Here is a 17,861-nt window from a genome sequence, read left to right on the forward strand (position 1 = left end):
CGGCTACTTGTTCTTGTTGTAGACGTCCAGGCACACCGCGGCCAGCAGCACGCCGCCCTTGATGACCTGCTGGTAGTCGATGCCGACGCCGAGGATGGACATGCCGTTGTTCATCACGCCCATCACGAACGCGCCGATCACCGCGCCCATCACCTTGCCGACGCCGCCGGAGGCCGACGCGCCGCCGATGAAGCAGGCGGCGATCACGTCCAGCTCGAAGCCGAGGCCCGCCTTCGGCGTCGCGGTGTTCAGCCGCGCGGCGAATACCAGGCCCGCCAGCGCCGCCAGCACGCCCATGTTGACGAAGGTGAGGAAGGCCAGGCGCTCGGTCTTGATGCCCGACAGCCGCGCCGCCTTTTCGTTGCCGCCCAGCGCGTAGAGGCGGCGGCCCGGCACCGTCCGGGTGGTGACGAAGTCGTAGGCCAGCGTCAGCATGAACATCACGACGAGCACGTTCGGCAGGCCCTTGTACGAGGCCATCAGCCACGACAGCGCGACGAGGATGCCCGCGAAGGCCGCGTTGCGCACGACGAAGAGCACGACCGGCTCGGTCTCCATGCCGTGCACCTGCGCATGGCCCCGCGCGCGCCAGGCCGCCACCACCAGCGTCACGGCGACGCCGATGCCCAGCAGCAGCGACGTCATGCGCAGCTCGCCGCCGCCGGTGCCGAGGGCCTCGGGAATGAAGCCCGAGCTCAGCAGCTGGAAGGACTCCGGGAACGGCCCGAGCGACTGCCCTTGCAGCAGCGCCAGCGCGAGCCCCTTGAACACCAGCATGCCGGCCAGCGTGACGATGAAGCTGGGGATCTTGAAGTACGCGACGAACCAGCCCTGCGCCGCGCCGATCACCGCGCCGGCGGCCAGGCAGGCCAGCGTGGCCGGCACGAAGTGCCAGTCGAACTGCACCATCAGCACCGCCGCGAGCGCGCCGACGAAGCCGCACACCGAACCGACCGACAGGTCGATGTGCCCGGCCACGATCACCAGCAGCATGCCCAGCGCCATGATGACGATGTAGCTGTTCTGCAGCACCAGGTTGGTCAGGTTCAGCGGCTGCAGCAAGGTGCCGTCGGTGACGACCTGGAAGAAGCCCATGATCACCACGAGCGACAGCAGCATGCCGTACTCGCGCAGGTTCTGCTTCAGGAAGTGCACGGCCTGTCGCGTGCCCGCGGGCTGCGGCCGGGTTGCGGGGAGATGGACTTCAGGCACGGCGTTCATGTCTCGACCCGTTGACGATGGCATGCATGATCCGCTCCTGCGAGGCCTCGGCCGCCGTGAGCTCCGCGACGAAGGACCCTTCGTTCATCACGTACAGGCGGTCGGACAGGCCCAGCAGCTCGGGCATTTCGGAGGAGATCAGCAGGATGGCGACGCCGTCTTCGGCCAGCCGCGCGATCAGGGAATAGATCTCGAACTTGGCGCCCACGTCGATGCCGCGCGTGGGCTCGTCGAGGATCAGCAGCTCGGGCCCGGAGAACAGCCACTTGGCCAGCACCACCTTCTGCTGGTTGCCGCCCGAGAGGTTGGCCACCGGCTGGTGAACACCGGCGCAGCGCGTCGCGAGCTTGCGCCTGAAGTCCTCGGCCACGCGGTGCTCGCGGCCTTCGTCGATCACGCCGCGGCGCGAGACGCCCTCGAGGTTCGCCAGCGAGGTGTTGTGCGCGATGGAGTCGTTCAGCACCAGCCCCAGCGACTTGCGGTCCTCGGTGACGTAGGCCAGGCCCGCGGCGACGGCCTTGCGCACCGTCGACAGGTCGCGCGGCTGGCCGTGCACCAGCGCCGTGCCGCGGATGCGCTGGCCCCAGCTGCGGCCGAACACGCTCATCGCCAGCTCGGTGCGGCCGGCGCCCATCAGCCCGGCGATGCCGACGATCTCGCCGCGCCGGACGTGCAGGTTCACGCCCTTCACGACGGCCCGATCGGCATGCTGCGGGTGGTGCACCCACCAATCGCGCAGCTCGAACAGCGTGTCGCCGATCTTCGGCGTGCGCTTCGGATAGCGGTCCGCCATCTCGCGGCCGACCATGTGGCGCACGACCACGTCCTGCCCGACGGCCACGTCGCGGCAGTCGAAGTGCGCCACGGTCGCGCCGTCGCGCAGCACGGTGAGCGCATCGGCGACCTGCTCGATCTCGTTGAGCTTGTGCGAGATCAGGATGCAGGCGATGCCCTGCCGCTTCAGCTCCTGCAGCAGCCGCAGCAGCGCGGCGCTGTCGCTTTCGTTCAGGCTGGCGGTCGGCTCGTCGAGGATCAGCAGCCTGACCTGCTTGGCCAGCGCCTTGGCGATCTCGACCAGCTGCTGCTTGCCGACGCCGAGGTCGGTCACCAGGGTGGCGGGCGATTCATCCAGCCCCACGCGCGCCAGCAGCTCGCGCGTGCGGCGGTGGGCCTCGGCCCAGTCGATCACGCCATGCCGGGCCGGCTCGTTGCCCAGGAACATGTTCTCGGCGATCGACAGCAGCGGCACCAGCGCGAGTTCCTGGTGGATGATGATGATGCCCTGCGCCTCGCTGTCGGCGATGCCGCCGAAGCGGCGCGACTGGCCGGCGAAGCGGATCTCGCCGTCGAAGCTGCCGTGCGGGTAGACGCCCGACAGCACCTTCATCAGCGTCGACTTGCCGGCGCCGTTCTCGCCGACGATGGCGTGGATCGCGCCGGCACGGACGCACAGGTTCACGCCGTCGAGCGCGACGACGCCGGGGAAGGTCTTGCGGATGCCCCGCATTTCGAGCAGTACGTCCATGGCGAGGGCGCCGGGGCCCGCGCACGCCCGGCAACGTGTGCGCCGGGCAGCGTGCGCGGGCGGCCCGGCCTTCAGCGCACCTGCGATTCCTTGTAGTAGCCGCTGTCGACGAGCGTCTTCTTCCAGTTGCCGTTGTCCACGGCCACCGGCTTCAGCAGGTAGGACGGCACCACCTTGACGCCGTTGTTGTAGGTCTTGGTGTCGTTGACCTCGGGCTGCTTGCCGGCCAGCATGGCGTCGACCAGGTTCACCGTTACCCGCGCCAGCTCGCGGGTGTCCTTGAACACGGTGGACGACTGCTCGCCCTTGAGGATCGACTTCACCGACGGGATCTCCGCGTCCTGGCCGCTGACCACCGGGCACGGCTGCTGCGCGCTGCAGTAGCCCACGCCTTTCAGCGACGACAGGATGCCGATCGAGATGCCGTCGTACGGGCTCAGCACCGCGTGGACCTTCTCCTTGCCGTAGAAGGCCGACAGCAGGTTGTCCATGCGCGCCTGCGCGGTCGCGCCGTCCCAGCGCAGCGTGCCGACCTTGTCCATGCCCATCTGCTTGCTGCGCACGACGAGCTTGCCCGAGTCGATGTAGGGCTTGAGCACGCTCATCGCGCCGTCGTAGAAGAAGAAGGCGTTGTTGTCGTCCGGGCTGCCGCCGAAGAGCTCGATGTTGAACGGGCCCTTGCCGGTCTTCAGGCCGAGCTTGTCGACGATCGAGTTCGCCTGCAGCACGCCGACCTGGAAGTTGTCGAAGGTGGTGTAGTAGTCGACGTTCTTCGTGCCCTTGATCAGGCGGTCGTAGGCGATGACCTTGATGCCCTTGTCGGCCGCCTTCTGCAGCGCGCCGGACAGCGTGGTGCCGTCGATCGACGCCACCACCAGCACCTTCACGCCCTTGGTGATCATGTTCTCGATCTGGGCCAGCTGGTTCGGGATGTCGTCCTCGGCGTACTGCAGGTCCGCCTTGTAGCCCTTGGCCTGGAACTCCTTGACCATGTTCTGGCCGTCGGCGATCCAGCGCGACGACGACTTGGTCGGCATCGCGATGCCGATGGTGCCCTTGTCCTGCGCCGCCGCCGGCTGCATGAAGGCGGCCGTGCAGGCCGCAACCGCGGCCAGCCGCGTGATCCACTGCTTCATCGTCGTCTCCTGGATGATCTCGACAACTCAATACTTGCGCTTGGGGAATTCCTTGGCGGCCACTTCCATCGGGAAGATGGTCTCCTCGGTCACGATGCGCTTGGGCAATGTCTTGCCGGCCTTCAGGTCCTTGACGGCCTGCATCAGCTGCGGCCCGAGCAGCGGGCTGCACTCGACGCTGACGTTGAGCTTGCCAGCGATCATGGCCTCGAACGCCCCCTTGACCGCGTCGATCGAGATGATCGTGATGTCCTTGGCCGGCTTCAGGCCCGCTTCCTCGATCGCCTGGATCGCGCCGATGGCCATGTCGTCGTTGTGCGCGTAGAGCACGTTGATCTTCTTGCCCTCGGCCTTCAGGAAGGCTTCCATCACCTCCTTGCCCTTGGCACGGGTGAAGTCGCCGGTCTGGCTGCGGATGATCTTGAACTTCGGGTCGGCCTTCAGGATCTCCTCGAAGCCCTTCTTGCGGTCGATCGCCGGCGCCGAGCCCACGGTGCCCTGCAGCTCGACGATGTTGACCTCGCCCTTGTGGTCCTTCATCTTCTCGACGAGCCAGCGGCCGGCCTTGCGGCCTTCCTCGACGAAGTCCGAGCCCATGAAGGTGACCCACAGCGAGTCGTCCTTCTCATTGACCGCGCGGTCGGTCAGGATCACCGGGATCTTCGCGGCCTTGGCCTCGCGCAGCACCGTGCCCCAGCCGCTCTCGACCACCGGCGAGAACGCGATCACGTCCACCTTCTGCGCGATGAACGAGCGGATCGCCTTGATCTGGTTCTCCTGCTTCTGCTGCGCATCGGAGAACTTCAGCTCGATGCCGGCGTCCTTGGCCGAGGACTTGATCGACTCGGAGTTGGCGGTGCGCCATTCGCTCTCGGCGCCGATCTGGCTGAAGCCGAGCACGATCTTCTTCTGCGCGAAGGCGGGCAGCGCGACGCTCAGGGCCAGGGCCCCGGCGGCCGCCAGGGTGGTGCGACGGGTGGTTCTCATGCGGGTCTCCTCTGCGGTCGTGCGTGTGGTCACGCGTGGATGTAGGCGGTCTTGACCGTGGTGTAGAACTCCACGGCATGGCGGCCCTGCTCGCGCGGGCCGTGGCTGGAACCCTTGCGGCCGCCGAAGGGCACGTGGAAATCGACGCCGGCGGTCGGCAGGTTCACCATCACCATGCCGACCTGCGCATGGCGCCGGAAGTGAGCGGCATGCTTCAGGCTCGTCGTGCAGATGCCGGCGCACAGGCCGAACGGCGTGTCGTTGGCCAGCGCCAGCGCATGCTCGTAGTCGTTGGCGCGGATCAGGCAGGCGACCGGTCCGAAGATCTCCTCGCGCGCGATGCGGTGCTGCGGCTCGGCGATGAACAGCGCCGGGCTCATGTAGTGGCCGCGCGTGTCGCGCTGCAGCCGCTCGCCGCCGGCCAGCCATTCGGCGCCTTCGGCGCGGCCGATCTCCAGGTACGCCAGGTTCTGCTCCAGCTGCGCCTGGCTGACCACCGGGCCGATGTCGGTTCCGCGCTCGAGCGCATGGCCCACCACCAGGGCCCGCGTGCGCTCGCGCAGCGCCGTGACGAAGCGGTCGAAGATGCCGGGCGTGACGATGATGCGGCTGGAGGCCGTGCAGCGCTGGCCGGTCGAGTAGAAGCTGCCCTGCACCGCGCAGTCGACGGCGCGCGCGAGCTCGGCATCGTCGAGCACCACCAGCGGGTTCTTGCCGCCCATCTCGAGCTGCACGCGCGCCTGGCGCGCGGCGGCGGCCTTCAGCAGCTGCTGCCCGACCGAGACCGAGCCGGTGAAGCTGATCGCATCGACCAGCGGGCTGTCGACGATGGTCTGGCCGACCAGCCGGCCGCTGCCCATCACCAGGTTGAACACACCCGCGGGCAGGCCCGCGCGGCTGATGATCTCGGCCAGCGCCGCGCCGCAGGCCGGCACCAGCTCGGCGGGCTTGAAGACCACGCTGTTGCCATAGGCCAGCGCCGGCGCGATCTTCCACGCCGGAATGGCGAGCGGGAAGTTCCACGGCGCGATCAGCCCGACCACGCCCACCGGCTCGCGCGTGACGTCGACCTCGACGCCCGGGCGCACCGAGGCCAGCTTCTCGCCGGGGATGCGCAGCGCCTCGGCGGCGAAGAACTTGAAGATCTGGCCGGCGCGCGCGGTCTCGGCGATGCCCTCGGGCAGCGTCTTGCCTTCTTCGCGCGACAGCAGGCGGCCGAGCTCGTCCTTGCGGGCGAGGATCTCGCTGCCGATCGCATCCAGCACCTCGAAGCGGCGCTGCGGCGTGCTGTGCGCCCAGTCCTCGCGCGCATCGGCCGCCGCGCGGATCGCGGCCTCGGTCTGCGTCGCATCGGCGCGGGCGAACTCGGCCACCGTGTCCGACAGGTCCGACGGGTTCTCGCTGCTGCCCAGCGTGACGCCGGTCTCCCAGCGGCCGTTGATCAGGTGCTTCAGCGCGGGCATGGCGGTCACAGCAGGTGCATGCCGCCGGGCGCGAAGGCGGCGGGCGCGGCCGCCAGCGCATTGACCAGCGGCTCGCCGAAGCCCGGCAGCTCGATCTCGAAGCGGTCGCCCGGCTGCGCCTGGATGCCATCGGCGAAGCTCAGGGTCGCGGTGCCGAAGAAGTGCAGGTGCACGTCGCCCGGCCGGCAGTGGGCCGCGTACTTGAAGTGATGGAACTCCAGGTTCGCCAGCGAATGGCACATGTTGGCCTCGCCGGTGACGAAGGGCTTCTCCCACAGCACCGCATCGCCGCGGCGGATGCGGCTCGCGCCGCGCAGGTCGGCCGGCAGCGCGCCCAGCCGCAGCTCCGGCCCGATGGCGCAGGGCCGCAGCTTCGAATGCGCGAGGTAGAGGTAGTTCTGGCGCTCGACCACATGGTCCGAGAACTCGTTGCCGATCGCGAAGCCCAGGCGCGCGGGCCGGCCGTCGGGCCCGATGACGTACAGGCCGACGAGCTCCGGCTCCTCGCCGCCGTCGAGCGCGAATGCCGGCGACGCCAGCGGCGCACCCGGCCGGGCGACGATGTCGCCGTCGCCCTTGTAGAACCACTCGGGCTGCACGCCGGCGGCACCGGCGGCCGGCCGGCCCCCGTCGACGCCCCACTTGAACATGCGCATCGAGTCCGACAGCGCGGCCTCGTCGCCGGCGAGCTTCTGGTGCATCGCGTCGCGCGTCGCGGCGCTGCCCAGGTGCGTCAGGCCGGTGCCGCTGACGAGGCAGCGCGACGGATCGGCATGCGTCAGCGGCGGCAGCACGCGGCCTTCGTCCAGCAGCTCGCCGTAGGTCTCGGCGCTCGGCTCGGCCGGCAAGCTGTGCACCTGCGCCTGCAGCGAGCGCCCGGCGGCCAGCGCGGCCAGCGCCAGCGCGCGCGTGCTGCCGGCGCCCACCACCACGCGCACCGGTTCGGCCCGGCCGGCGGTCACGCCCACCTGCTCGCGCCCCTGGGCGTCGAGGTACTGGATCAGTCGCATCGTGTCTCCTGCGCACCGATGTCCGTCCACCGGTGTTCGTGCGGGGCGATGGTACGAACGCGACCGATAACTAACCAATAGAGATTGCGGCTGGAGTCATATACGATTTGGCATCCGTCAATCCGAGGCTGCGACCGATGCCCGCTCCGTACACCCACTGGTTCATCCGCGCCCGGCTGAAGACGCGGCAGCTGCTGCTGCTGGTGGCGATGGAGGAGGAAGGCAACATCCACCGCGCCGCGCAGGTGCTGAACATGACCCAGCCGGCGGCGTCCAAGCTGCTGAAGGACCTGGAGGACGCGCTGGGCGCGCCGCTGTTCGAGCGGCTGCCGCGCGGCATGCGGCCGACGTGGTACGGCGAGACGATGATCCGGCACGCGCGCATGGCGCTGGCCAGCCTGTCGCAGGCGCATGACGAGATCGAGGCGCTGAAGGCCGGCCGCTTCGGCCAGGTCAGCGTCGGCGCGATCACCGCGCCCGGCATGACGCTGCTGCCGGCGGCCACCGCGCTGGTGAAGCAGGCGCATCCCAACCTGCGCGTGGCGCTGCAGATCGAGACCAGCGACGTGCTGATGGAGCGGCTGCAGCAGGGCAAGCTCGACATGGTCATCGGCCGCCTGTTCGAGACCCACGACAAGAGCGCGCTGCGCTACCAGCCGCTGGTCGAGGAGCCGGTGGCGGCGGTGGCGCGCCCCGGCCATGCGCTGCTGTCGGTGGCCAAGCTGGGCCTGCGCGACCTGGTCGGCGCCGGCTGGATCGTGCCGCCGTCGGGCAGCGTGCTGCGCCACCGCTTCGAGCTGATGTTCCAGGAGGACGGGCTGGAGCCGCCGGTCAACCTGATCGAGACCACCGCGCTGCTGTTCATCACGCGCATGCTCCAGCGCAGCGACATGGTCGCCGTGCTGGCCGCGGACGTCGCGCGTTATTACGCCGAACACGGCATGGTCGCCGTGCTGCCGATCCAGCTGCCCTGCAAGATGGACGGCTTCGGCCTGATCACGCGCAGCGACCGGCTGCTGTCGCCGGGCGCCAAGGCGATGCTGGCCGCGCTGCGCCAGGCGGCGATGACGGTCTACAACGTGGCCCTCGACGCGGCGCCGTAGGCCCCGGCGGCCGCTCCGCCCGGGGGCGCCGTCGGGCTGCGCCCGCGGGCCTGTGCCCAACGGGCGGCCGTGCGGGCTCAGGCCCACCCCGCGTCGACCTTGAATTCCTGCGCGGTGCACATGCGGCCGTCGTCCGAGGCGAGGAACAGCACCATCGCGGCAATGTCGTGCGGCAGCAGCTCGTCCACGAGGCACTGGCTGCGGCGGCGCTCCGCCTCGCCCTCGGGCGTCCACCACAGCCGCCGCTGGCGCTCTGTCATCACCCAGCCCGGCGTCACGGTGTTGATGCGGATGCCATGCGCGCCGAGCGGCCGCGCGAGGCCGCGCGTGAGGCCGTTGACCGAGGACTTCGCCACCGCATAACACGGGTAGGCGCCCTCCTTGATCTGCCAGCCGATCGAGCCGAGGTTCACCACCGCGCCGCCGCCGCGCCGCTGCATGCCGGGCAGCACCGCCTGGATCGCGAAGAACGCCGGCCGCGCATTGACGGCCATGCGCTCGTCCCAGTAGTCCGGCGTCACCGCCTCCGGCGCGTGGCGGTCGTCGCTGGCGACGTTGTTGACCAGCACGTCGAAGTCGCCGCCCAGGCCCTCGGCCGCCTCGGCAATGCATTGCTGCAGCGCGGGCACGTCGCGCACGTCGCATCGGCGCCACCACGGGCGCGGCAGTCCCCCGCCGGCCAGTCGCTCGGCGAGCGCGGCGCTGGCGGCGTCGGCCACGTCGACGAAGGCGACCAGCGCGCCCTGGCGCGCAAACGCCTCGACGATGGCTTCTCCGATGCCGGAGCCGCCCCCGGTGACGAAGACGCGGCGGCCCGCGAGGCTGGGGTACGAGGCCGGGTGGGCGACAGGCGGCATGCGTTGCTCCGAATGAGGTATACGTGAATTGATATGTTTAGTGTTCATTTTGTTATTTTTCTGATATCAGTTTGCGGCGATAAGCTCCCGGCCGTCAAGCGTCAAGGAGCGTTATGGATCCGAAGAAGCCCGTCCGCCGCAGCCAGGCCTGGTTCGGCAGGCCGGACCGCGATGGCTTCGTGCACCGAAGCTGGATCAAGAACCAGGGCTACCCGCACGACCTGCTGGACGGCCGGCCGGTGATCGGCATCTGCAACACCTGGAGCGAGCTGACGCCGTGCAACGGCCACTTCCGCGAGCTGGCCGAGTTCGTCAAGCGCGGCGTCTACGAAGCCGGCGGCTTCCCGCTGGAGTTCCCGGTGATGTCGCTCGGCGAGACGCAGCTGCGGCCCACCGCGATGCTGTTCCGCAACCTCGCCAGCATGGACGTCGAGGAGTCGATCCGCGGCAATCCGATCGACGGCGTGGTGCTGCTGATGGGCTGCGACAAGACCACGCCCTCGCTGCTGATGGGCGCGGCGAGCTGCGACCTGCCGACCATCGGCCTGTCCGGCGGGCCGATGCTCAACGGCAAGTTCCGCGGCCAGGACATCGGCTCGGGCACCGGCGTCTGGCAGATGAGCGAGATGGTGCGTGCCGGGGAGATGACGATGGAGGAGTTCACGCAGGCCGAGAGCTGCATGCACCGCTCCAAGGGCAGCTGCATGACGATGGGCACGGCCTCGACGATGGCCTCGATGGTCGAGGCCCTGGGCATGTCGCTGCCGGAGAACGCCGCGATCCCCGCGGCCGATACGCGCCGCAACCGGCTGGCGCAGCTGACCGGCCGCCGCATCGTCGAGATGGTCAAGGAAGACCTGCGCATGTCGAAGGTGCTGACGCGCGCGGCCTTCGAGAACGCCATCCGCACCAATGCCGCGATCGGCGGCTCGACCAATGCGGTGATCCACCTGCTGGCCGTGGCCGGCCGCATGGGCGTGACGCTGAACCTGGACGACTGGGACCGCTTCGGCGCCGAGGTGCCCTGCCTGGTCGACCTGCAGCCGTCGGGCCGCTTCCTGATGGAGGACTTCTTCTATGCCGGCGGCCTGCCCGCGGTGATGAAGGAGATCCGCCACCTGCTGCACGCGGACGCGCTGACCGTCAACGGCAAGACGCTCGGCGACAACATCGCCCAGGCGCCGTGCTGGAACCGCGAGGTGATCCGCCCGCTGGCCGAGCCGTTCAAGCCGGCCGCCGGCATCGCCGTGCTGCGCGGCAACCTGGCGCCCGACGGCGCGGTGATCAAGCCGTCGGCCGCGTCGCCGCACCTGCTGCAGCACCGCGGCCGCGCGGTGGTGTTCGAGAGCATCGAGGACTTCCATGCGCGCATCGACGACGAGGCGCTGGACATCGACGAGACCTGCGTGATGGTGCTCAAGGGCTGCGGGCCGCGCGGTTATCCGGGCATGGCCGAGGTCGGCAACATGCCGCTGCCGCCGAAGGTGCTGAAGAAGGGCATCACCGACATGGTCCGCGTCAGCGATGCGCGCATGAGCGGCACGGCCTACGGCACCGTGGTGCTGCACACCTCGCCCGAAGCGGCGGCCGGCGGGCCGCTGGCGCTGGTGCAAAACGGCGACATCATCGAGCTCGACGTGCCGCGCCGCCGCCTGCACCTGGAAGTCAGCGACGCGGAGCTGGCGCGCCGCCGCGACGCGTGGACGCCGCCGCCCAGGCCCGAGCGCGGCTGGTACAAGCTGTACGTGGACCATGTGCAGCAGGCCCATCTCGGCGCCGACCTCGACTTCCTGGTCGGCGGCAGCGGCGCGCCGGTGCCGCGCGATTCTCACTGAGGCGACGCCGCGATGACCACCGCCCCGCGCCTGAAATCGCCCGTGCGCTGCCTGTGGGACGCCGGCGCGACGCTCGGCGAAGGCGCCTGCTGGTCGGTGCACGAGCAGGCGCTGTACTGGGTCGACATCCTGAACGGCACCCTGCTGCGCTGCGACGCGGCGGGCGGCGGGCGCCGGCAGTGGCACTTCGACGGCGAGACGGTCTCGGCGGTCGCCGAACGCCGCGGCCGCACGGGCCTCGCGCTGGCGCTGCGCCGCGGGCTGGCGTTGTTCGATCCGGACAGCGGCGCGCTGGAGCGCCTGGACGAACCCGAACCCGAGCGCACCGGCAACCGCTTCAACGACGGCCGATGCGACGCCGCCGGCCGCTTCTGGCTCGGCAGCATGGACTTCGGCTGCGAGGCGCCGACCGGTGCGCTGTACTGCTACGGCGCCGATCGCCGCCCCTGGCGCGCGGCCGACCTCGGCTGGGCGGTGACCAACGGGCCCACGTGGTCGCTGGACGGCCACACCTTCTACGTCAACGACACCGTCCGGCGCGAGATCCGCGCGTACGATTTCGACCCCCCCACCGGCCGGCTCGATGCACCGCGCACCTGGCTTCGCTTCGATGCGCAGGACGGCCTCCCCGACGGCATGACCACCGACGCCGCCGGCCGGCTGTGGATCGCGCACTGGGGCGCCGCCTGCGTCACCTGCCACGATCCCGGCACCACCGCCGAGCTGCTGCGCGTGCCGCTGCCGACGAGCCACGTCACCAACGTCGCCTTCGGCGGCCCCGACCTGTGCACGCTGTTCGTCACCAGCGCGCGCTTCGGGCTCGATGCGGCGCAGCGGGCCGCCGAGCCGCTGGCCGGCGCGCTCTTCGCCGTCGACACCGACGCCACCGGCCTGCCGGCGCACGCCTACGCCGGTTGACCGGCGCCGCGCACGGGCGCGCCGGTCGAGGCGTGGCGTGGACGTGTCCTTCATGCGCTAGGGCATCACGCCGAACCGGTGCACCGTGGTGCTGGTGAACACCTCTCCCGGCCGCAGCACGGTGCCCGGCGCATCTGCCCGGTTCGGCGCATCGCCGATGTGCTGCGTCTCCAGGCACAGCGCGTCGCCCTGGCGCAGCATCGCGCCATGGTGGCCTTGCAGCGTGCCGTCGAGGAAGTTGCCGGAGTAGAACTGGATGCCGGGCTCGGTGGTCTCGATGTGCAGCACGCGGCCGCTCGCCGGGTCCTCGAGCCGCGCCGCCGGCACCAGGCCCGGCGCACTGCGGTGCAGCTCGAAGAAGTGGTCGTACCCGCAGCCGGCGATGATCTGCGCATGCGCCGCGCGCAGGCCGTCGCCGATGCGCCGCCCGGCACGGAAGTCCAGCGGCGTGCCGGCCACGTCCTCGAGGCCCTGCGGGATCATGGCCGCGCCCAATACAGCATAGCGGCCGGCCGGCAGCGTCAACCGGTGGTCCTCGATGCTGCCGCCGCCGCCCAGGTTCCAGTAGGCATGGTGCGTCAGGTTGATCACCGTCGGCTGGTCGGTGACGGCGTGGTAGTCGATGCGCCATTCGGCGGCGCGCGTCAGCGTGTAGCGCACCCGCACCTGCAGCCGGCCGGGAAAGCCCTGGTCGCCGTCCTCGCTGTCGAGCGCCAGTTCGATCGCGGCGCTGCCATCGGCGGCATCCGGCAGCGCCGTGACTCGCCACAGCCGGCTGCCGAAGCCCTGCGGGCCGCCGTGCAGCGCATTCGGTCCCTCGTTCGCGGCCAGCCGCACGTCGCGGCCATCGAGCCGGCAACGCGCGCCGGCGATGCGCCCGGCGTAGCGCCCGATCAGGCTGTTGAAGTTGCGCGCACCCCCCAGGTAGTCGTCCAGGCGCGCCGGCCCGAGCACGATGTTGCCCGCGCGGCCCTGGCGGTCGGGGCAGTGCACGGCGGTCACGATGCCCCCGAGGTCGAGCACCGCCATCGAGACACCGCCCCCCGCATCGAGCAGGTACTCGGTGACCTCGCGGCCTGCATGCCGCAGGCCGGTGCCGCGCTGCCGGACCCGGCACGTGCTGCTGGAGCGGGAATCCACCACGTGAGCTCACACCGGCCGCCTCACCCGTCGACGGATCCGTCGATGACCGATCCGTCGATGCGTTCAAGCCGCCGGCTTATTAAATTCGATGCCCAAACTATACACAGCGGCTGCCACCAGCGGCCAACCGTCGACTAGGGGAAAGCGAGCGTGGCGGCCTGCGCCAGTGCCGGGTGCCTGGTCAGGCGACGGGCAGCGGCACCGCTGCCCGCTCAGGCAATGCGCAGCGGCGCCGCTGCCCGGTCAGGCAATGGCCAGCGGCGCCGTGCGCGGCGCCGCCAGCGTGCCGCGCACCACGAGCTCGGTGGGCAGCACGATGTTGCGCGGCCCGCCATACCCGGCGTGCAGGCCGGCCTCGATGCGCGTCAGCAGCACGTCCACCGCCTTCGCGCCGAGCTCGCGCAGCGGCTGGCGCACGGTGGCGATGCGCGCGGTGCGCGCGAGCACGATGTCGTCGAACCCCACGACCGAGATGTCGGCCGGGATGCGCAGGCCCCGCGCGAGCAGCCGGTCGATGCAGCCCAGCGCGATGGCGTCGCTGGCGGCGAACACCGCGTCGGGCAGCGGTTCGCCGCGGTGCCGTCGCAGCCAGGATTCCAGCGCGTCGCGACCGCCCTCGACGCTGAAGGTGCCGCGCAGCACGTGGCCGGCGGGCGGCTTGACGCGCGCCGCGGCATGCGCACGCAGGTACCCCTGCACCCGGCGCTCGGCCCCCATCGCATCGAGGGGCCCGCCGACGTGCAGGATGCGCCGGTGCCCCATCGCCAGCAGCCGGCCGGTCATCTCGAAGGCGCCGGCTTCTTCGTCGGACTCCAGGTTCACGACGCCGGCGATGACGTGGTTCGCATGCACGGACACCATCGGCGTGTGCTCGGGCAGCCAGGACGCGGCATCGGGCTGGAGCAGCGGCGCCAGTAGGATCAGGCCATCGATGCGCCCGTCGCAGAAGGCCGGAATGCGCAGCGGCGCCTCGTGCCAGTCGCTCAGCGTGAAGACGGTGGCCGTCTGCCCGCGCGCCGCGGCGCGCTGGATGATGCCGTTGAAGACCTCCAGGAAGTACTGGTTCGGCTCGTCGCCGATCAGCGTGGCGGCCACCCCCAGCGTATTCATGCGCCGGTGCGCGAGCCCGCGCGCGGTGGCGTTGCGCCGGTAGCGCAGCTTCTCGGCGGCGGCGAGCACGCGCACGCGCGTCTCTTCGGAGATGCGGGTCGAGGTCTTCGCCGCATTGAGCACGGCCGACGCCGCCATGGCCGAAACGCCGGCTTCGCGGCCGACGTCCGCCAGCGTCGCGGCGCGGCGCGCCCTGCGGGGCTTGGGCTCGCCGGCCACGTCCTTCAGGCGGCGGCCGCGGCGTCGCGCGCGACCGCGAACGCCGGCCCGATCAGCGGCCGCGTGATCCGGTAGCGCGCCAGCGCCGCCGCGCCCACCGCCACCGCGTCGGCCCCGAAACGCGACATGCGCACCGGCGGGGGCGGCAGGCCCGCCGCTTCGGCATAGTCGTTCAGCGTGCGCAGCGCCGGCTGCACGAAGGCTTCCCCCAGCTCGATCACCGAGCCGCCCAGCACGATGCAGCCGGGGTCATAGGCCGCGGCCAGGTTCTGCAGCAGCACGCCCAGGTGGTTGCCGGCCTTCTTGACCGCGCGCTGCATCTCCGCATCGCCCGCCTCGAGGCGGCGCTGCACCTCGGCCAGCGGGTCGTCGTCGCCGTGGCCGGGCAGCATCGCCCGCGGGGCGATCAAGGCCTCGGCGCAGCCGCGGCGCCCGCAGGAGCACGCCGGCCCGCCGATCTGCAGCACGATGTGGCCGACCTCGCCGGCGAAGCCGCGGCGGCCGCGCAGCAGGCGGTCGCCGACGATCACGCCGGCGCCGACGCCCTGGTTCACGCTGACGTACAGCAGCGGATCGACGAATTCGGCCGGGTTGAACTCCATCTCGCCGATGGCCGCGACATCCGCCTCGTTCTGCAGGAACAGCGGGACGCGCGCCAACGCGGAGCCCGCCAGCTTCTCGGCGAGCAGCTCGCCCACCGGCACGTCGCGCCAGCGCAGGTTCGGCGCGAAGTGCAGGAACCCGGTCGCCTCGTCGACGCCGCCGGGCAGGCCGACGCCGATGCCGATGACCCGCTGCGTGCCGCTGTCGAGCCGGCCGGCGACCTTCAGCACCGTGGCCGCCAGCACGCCGATGCTGGCCTTGGCGCTGCGCGCGCCCCCATACCCCGAGCGGGCCTGCGCCAGCACCTCGCCGGTCAGCGAGGTGACCACCGCCCGCACGCCCTCGATGCCCACTTCCGCCCCCAGCAGCACCAGCCGCCCCGGGTCGACGAACAACGGCGTCGGCCGCCGCCCCAGGTCGCCGGTGGCGACCACCTCGTGTTCGACCAGCCAGCCTTCCTCGATCAACTCGCGCACCAGCATGCTGATCGTCGACTTCGTCAGCTGCACCGCGCCGGCGAGGTCGGCCCGCGACAGGCCCGGATGGCTGCACAGGTGGCGCACCAGCGCCATCCGGTTGATGCTCTTCAGCAGCTGCTGGTGGCCTGCAGCCTCGGTCTTGTCAACGAACAAAGTGCGCCCTCCTGTCCGGCTTCGAACCGACAAGGGTAACGGACTCCGCACGGCGCGGCACGCCACGCCTGCCGGAGAGGGGCGGACAGGGCTCAGCGCCCCTCGAGCTCCAGCACCGCCACCGACCAGGCCGGCAGCGTCAGCGTGAACGCGCGCGCGATGCCCTCCAGGACCTGCGTCTTCGGCGCGATGCGCGTCGGCTCGTCGAGCGAGTTGCCGGCCGCGGGGTCGGGCGAACTCAGCACCGTGAGCGTGCCGGTGCCCGCCAGGGTCTTCAGCCCGTCGAGCTGGATGCGCACCGGCTGCGCCGTGGCGCTGCGGCTGGCCAGCTTGAGCTGGATGCGGCTGCCGCCGGTCGCGGAGTCCTTGCGCGTGGCCACCCAGTGCAGCGAGGGGAAGGTCTTGTTCTCCTTGCTCGACCAGGTGGGGATGTCTCGGCCTGAGGACGCCAGCACCACCTCGCCGAGCGACTCGGAGAACATCTTCTGCACGTAGTACGACGGCGTGCCGTAGGAACGCAGCGCGTCGTAGCCGATCAGGTTGGTGGACCACTGCATCGACCGCTCGCGACTGTGGCCGGTGACCTGGCTGACGTTGGCCAGCAGCGGCGCGTAGGCCGACATCGCCACCAGGTCGGCGTTGCGCTCCAGGCTGGTGAGGTAGGCCGCGTCGGCGATCGCGGCCAGCATGTTCGGCATCGGCCAGCCCTCGTGCGTGGCCCATTCGCCGACGAAGACCTTGGGGCCGCTGCGCGGCCGCGCATCGTAGTCGTTCAGGCGCTCGTACATCATCGCCTCGCCCCAGGCGTAGGTGTGCTCGTCCACCAGGTCGGGGCGCTGCGATGGCGTGGCTTCGCGCGCCATCGTCGAGACCAGCTGCAACTGCGGGTACTTCGCCTTGATGGCCTGGTAGAAGATCGAGAAGCGCCGGTCGTAGGAGCCGGACTTGTCGAAGAAGTCCTCGTTGCCGATCTCCACGGTGCGCAACCGGAACGGCGCCGGATGGCCGTCGCGTGCGCGTTGCGCGCCCCAGATCGTGCCCGTGTCGCCGATGATGTACTCGATCTGGTCCAGCGCCTCCTGCACATAGGGCGCCAGCTCCTCGGCCGTGCTCAGGCGTTCGCCGTTGAGCGCATAACCCGCAAAGACGTTGAGCAAGGGCTCCATCTGCAGGTCCTCGCACCACAGCAGGAACTCCAGCAGGCCCATGCCGTCGGTCGACCAGTAGTTCCAGGGGCTGCGGTGGCCGGGCCGGCGGGCGGGGTCGCCGACGGTCTTGCGCCAGTCGAAGCGCTGCGCGAAGGTGTCGCCCTCGACGTAGTTGCCGCCGGGAAAGCGCAGGAACTTCGGCTTCAGGCCGGCCAGCAGCGCCATCAGGTCGGGGCGCAGGCCATGGCGCCGGTTCTTGTGCGTGGGGCCGAACAGCGACACCTGCTGCAGCCACAACTTGCCCGGCCGCGCGGCGGTGAGCGTGAACACGTTGTCCTTCGACGGCGCCAGCGCGGCATCGGTGCGCAGCGTGAGCTCGAACCGCTGCCACTCGGCACCGACGCCGCCGACGGTGGACGAGGCCAGCGTCGTGCCGTCGGCCTTGGCCAGCGCCAGGGTCAGCGGCCCGGGGTCGGCTTCCGCCTTGGCGTGGAACGACACGCGGTACTCGGTGTCGGGCCGCAGGCCGATGCCCCACCAGCCGCCGTTGCGGATGCCCGCAGGCTGCGCCGCGCTGGCCGTGGGGATGGTGAGCACCAGGCTGAGGTCCAGCGCCTCGTTGAGCGGCTGCTTCCGGTCCAGCGCGATGCCGGCCGCGCCCACGGTGCTCCAGTAGACCGGCTCCTCGGCCTGGTAGGCATAACCGGCCTCGGCCTTGAAGCTGCGGTTGCGGATCAGCTCGCCGTACAGGCCCCCTTCGTAGGCGAAGTTGATCTCCTCGGTCATCAGCCCGTAGAGCATCGGGCTGATGCGCGCCTGCTCGCGGTCGGCCGCCACCCGGATGGTGGGCAGCGCCGCGGCGGATTGCGCGCCGGCGTGCAGGGCCACGGCGCCGCAGCTGCCGGCCAGGATCAGCGTCGTCAATGTCTTCTTCATGGTCCTGGTGTCGTG

The 17,861-nt window shown here is 70.7% G+C and carries 14 protein-coding genes; 3 read left to right on the plus strand and 11 right to left on the minus strand.

All coding sequences use genetic code 11. The features are described 5' to 3' along the window. Positions 1-3: 3 nt before the first annotated feature. From mmsB to araD1, 6 genes are all read right to left on the minus strand, one after another. Entirely contained in the window at positions 4-1,221 is a 1,218-nt protein-coding gene (gene mmsB, locus P1K89_RS03825) for a multiple monosaccharide ABC transporter permease (protein ID WP_284615035.1), read from the minus strand. Next, positions 1,205-2,746, minus strand: coding sequence for a multiple monosaccharide ABC transporter ATP-binding protein (gene mmsA, locus P1K89_RS03830; RefSeq protein WP_284615036.1), 1,542 nt, complete (start codon positions 2,744-2,746; stop codon positions 1,205-1,207). Before mmsA ends, mmsB begins: the two co-directional genes overlap by 17 nt. Positions 2,747-2,817: 71 nt before the next feature. Next, positions 2,818-3,882 (minus strand): multiple monosaccharide ABC transporter substrate-binding protein, encoded by a 1,065-nt coding sequence (gene chvE / locus P1K89_RS03835; protein ID WP_284615037.1) that lies wholly within the window; start codon positions 3,880-3,882, stop codon positions 2,818-2,820. A gap of 27 nt (positions 3,883-3,909) precedes the next feature. Beyond that, complete coding sequence (locus P1K89_RS03840; RefSeq protein ID WP_284615038.1) at positions 3,910-4,869, minus strand: ABC transporter substrate-binding protein; 960 nt, start codon at positions 4,867-4,869, stop codon at positions 3,910-3,912. 29 nt (positions 4,870-4,898) lie between these two features. Beyond that, on the minus strand, positions 4,899-6,332 hold the full coding sequence (locus P1K89_RS03845) for an aldehyde dehydrogenase family protein (protein ID WP_284615039.1): 1,434 nt from the start codon (positions 6,330-6,332) through the stop codon (positions 4,899-4,901). A 5-nt stretch (positions 6,333-6,337) separates the two neighbouring features. Beyond that, positions 6,338-7,342, minus strand: a complete 1,005-nt coding sequence (gene araD1, locus P1K89_RS03850; protein ID WP_284615040.1) for an AraD1 family protein — start codon at positions 7,340-7,342, stop codon at positions 6,338-6,340. A gap of 137 nt (positions 7,343-7,479) precedes the next feature. On the opposite strand from araD1, the gene P1K89_RS03855 reads away from it, so the two are divergent. Next, positions 7,480-8,445: a LysR family transcriptional regulator gene (locus P1K89_RS03855; protein WP_284615041.1), complete on the plus strand. Its 966-nt coding sequence runs from the start codon at positions 7,480-7,482 to the stop codon at positions 8,443-8,445. A 77-nt stretch (positions 8,446-8,522) separates the two neighbouring features. On the opposite strand, the gene P1K89_RS03860 is transcribed toward P1K89_RS03855, so the two are convergent. Beyond that, complete coding sequence (locus P1K89_RS03860; RefSeq protein WP_284615042.1) at positions 8,523-9,302, minus strand: SDR family NAD(P)-dependent oxidoreductase; 780 nt, start codon at positions 9,300-9,302, stop codon at positions 8,523-8,525. Between the two features lie 113 nt (positions 9,303-9,415). Between P1K89_RS03860 and araD the strand changes: the two genes are divergently transcribed. Beyond that, the gene (gene araD, locus P1K89_RS03865; protein ID WP_284615043.1) at positions 9,416-11,137 is read left to right on the plus strand and encodes an L-arabinonate dehydratase; all 1,722 of its coding nucleotides are present in this window, start codon (positions 9,416-9,418) and stop codon (positions 11,135-11,137) included. A gap of 12 nt (positions 11,138-11,149) precedes the next feature. Then, complete coding sequence (locus P1K89_RS03870) at positions 11,150-12,055, plus strand: SMP-30/gluconolactonase/LRE family protein (protein ID WP_284615044.1); 906 nt, start codon at positions 11,150-11,152, stop codon at positions 12,053-12,055. 57 nt (positions 12,056-12,112) lie between these two features. Here P1K89_RS03870 and P1K89_RS03875 read toward each other — a convergent pair whose 3' ends face one another. From P1K89_RS03875 to P1K89_RS03890, 4 genes are all read right to left on the minus strand, one after another. Continuing rightward, positions 12,113-13,195 carry an aldose epimerase family protein gene (locus tag P1K89_RS03875; protein WP_284615045.1) on the minus strand — a complete coding sequence of 361 codons (1,083 nt, stop codon included), beginning with the start codon at positions 13,193-13,195 and terminating at the stop codon, positions 12,113-12,115. A 246-nt stretch (positions 13,196-13,441) separates the two neighbouring features. After that, positions 13,442-14,527, minus strand: a complete 1,086-nt coding sequence (locus tag P1K89_RS03880) for a LacI family DNA-binding transcriptional regulator (RefSeq protein ID WP_284615046.1) — start codon at positions 14,525-14,527, stop codon at positions 13,442-13,444. A gap of 5 nt (positions 14,528-14,532) precedes the next feature. Then, complete coding sequence (locus P1K89_RS03885; RefSeq protein WP_284615047.1) at positions 14,533-15,762, minus strand: ROK family transcriptional regulator; 1,230 nt, start codon at positions 15,760-15,762, stop codon at positions 14,533-14,535. A gap of 92 nt (positions 15,763-15,854) precedes the next feature. Beyond that, positions 15,855-17,846, minus strand: a complete 1,992-nt coding sequence (locus tag P1K89_RS03890; RefSeq protein WP_284615048.1) for an alpha-L-arabinofuranosidase family protein — start codon at positions 17,844-17,846, stop codon at positions 15,855-15,857. Between the last annotated feature and the right edge of the window lie 15 nt (positions 17,847-17,861).

This window comes from Aquabacterium humicola (assembly GCF_030167915.1).
In the GTDB taxonomy this organism is placed as follows: domain Bacteria; phylum Pseudomonadota; class Gammaproteobacteria; order Burkholderiales; family Burkholderiaceae_C; genus Pseudaquabacterium; species Pseudaquabacterium humicola.

Coding starts and splice junctions, on each gene's coding strand:
- mmsB (WP_284615035.1), bottom strand. CDS start 1,221: ATGAACGCCGTGCCTGAAGTCCATCTCCCCGCAACCCGGCCGCAGCCC.
- P1K89_RS03855 (WP_284615041.1), top strand. CDS start 7,480: ATGCCCGCTCCGTACACCCACTGGTTCATCCGCGCCCGGCTGAAGACG.
- araD (WP_284615043.1), top strand. CDS start 9,416: ATGGATCCGAAGAAGCCCGTCCGCCGCAGCCAGGCCTGGTTCGGCAGG.
- araD1 (WP_284615040.1), bottom strand. CDS start 7,342: ATGCGACTGATCCAGTACCTCGACGCCCAGGGGCGCGAGCAGGTGGGC.
- P1K89_RS03870 (WP_284615044.1), top strand. CDS start 11,150: ATGACCACCGCCCCGCGCCTGAAATCGCCCGTGCGCTGCCTGTGGGAC.
- P1K89_RS03845 (WP_284615039.1), bottom strand. CDS start 6,332: ATGCCCGCGCTGAAGCACCTGATCAACGGCCGCTGGGAGACCGGCGTC.
- P1K89_RS03840 (WP_284615038.1), bottom strand. CDS start 4,869: ATGAGAACCACCCGTCGCACCACCCTGGCGGCCGCCGGGGCCCTGGCC.
- P1K89_RS03860 (WP_284615042.1), bottom strand. CDS start 9,302: ATGCCGCCTGTCGCCCACCCGGCCTCGTACCCCAGCCTCGCGGGCCGC.
- mmsA (WP_284615036.1), bottom strand. CDS start 2,746: ATGGACGTACTGCTCGAAATGCGGGGCATCCGCAAGACCTTCCCCGGC.
- chvE (WP_284615037.1), bottom strand. CDS start 3,882: ATGAAGCAGTGGATCACGCGGCTGGCCGCGGTTGCGGCCTGCACGGCC.
- P1K89_RS03890 (WP_284615048.1), bottom strand. CDS start 17,846: ATGAAGAAGACATTGACGACGCTGATCCTGGCCGGCAGCTGCGGCGCC.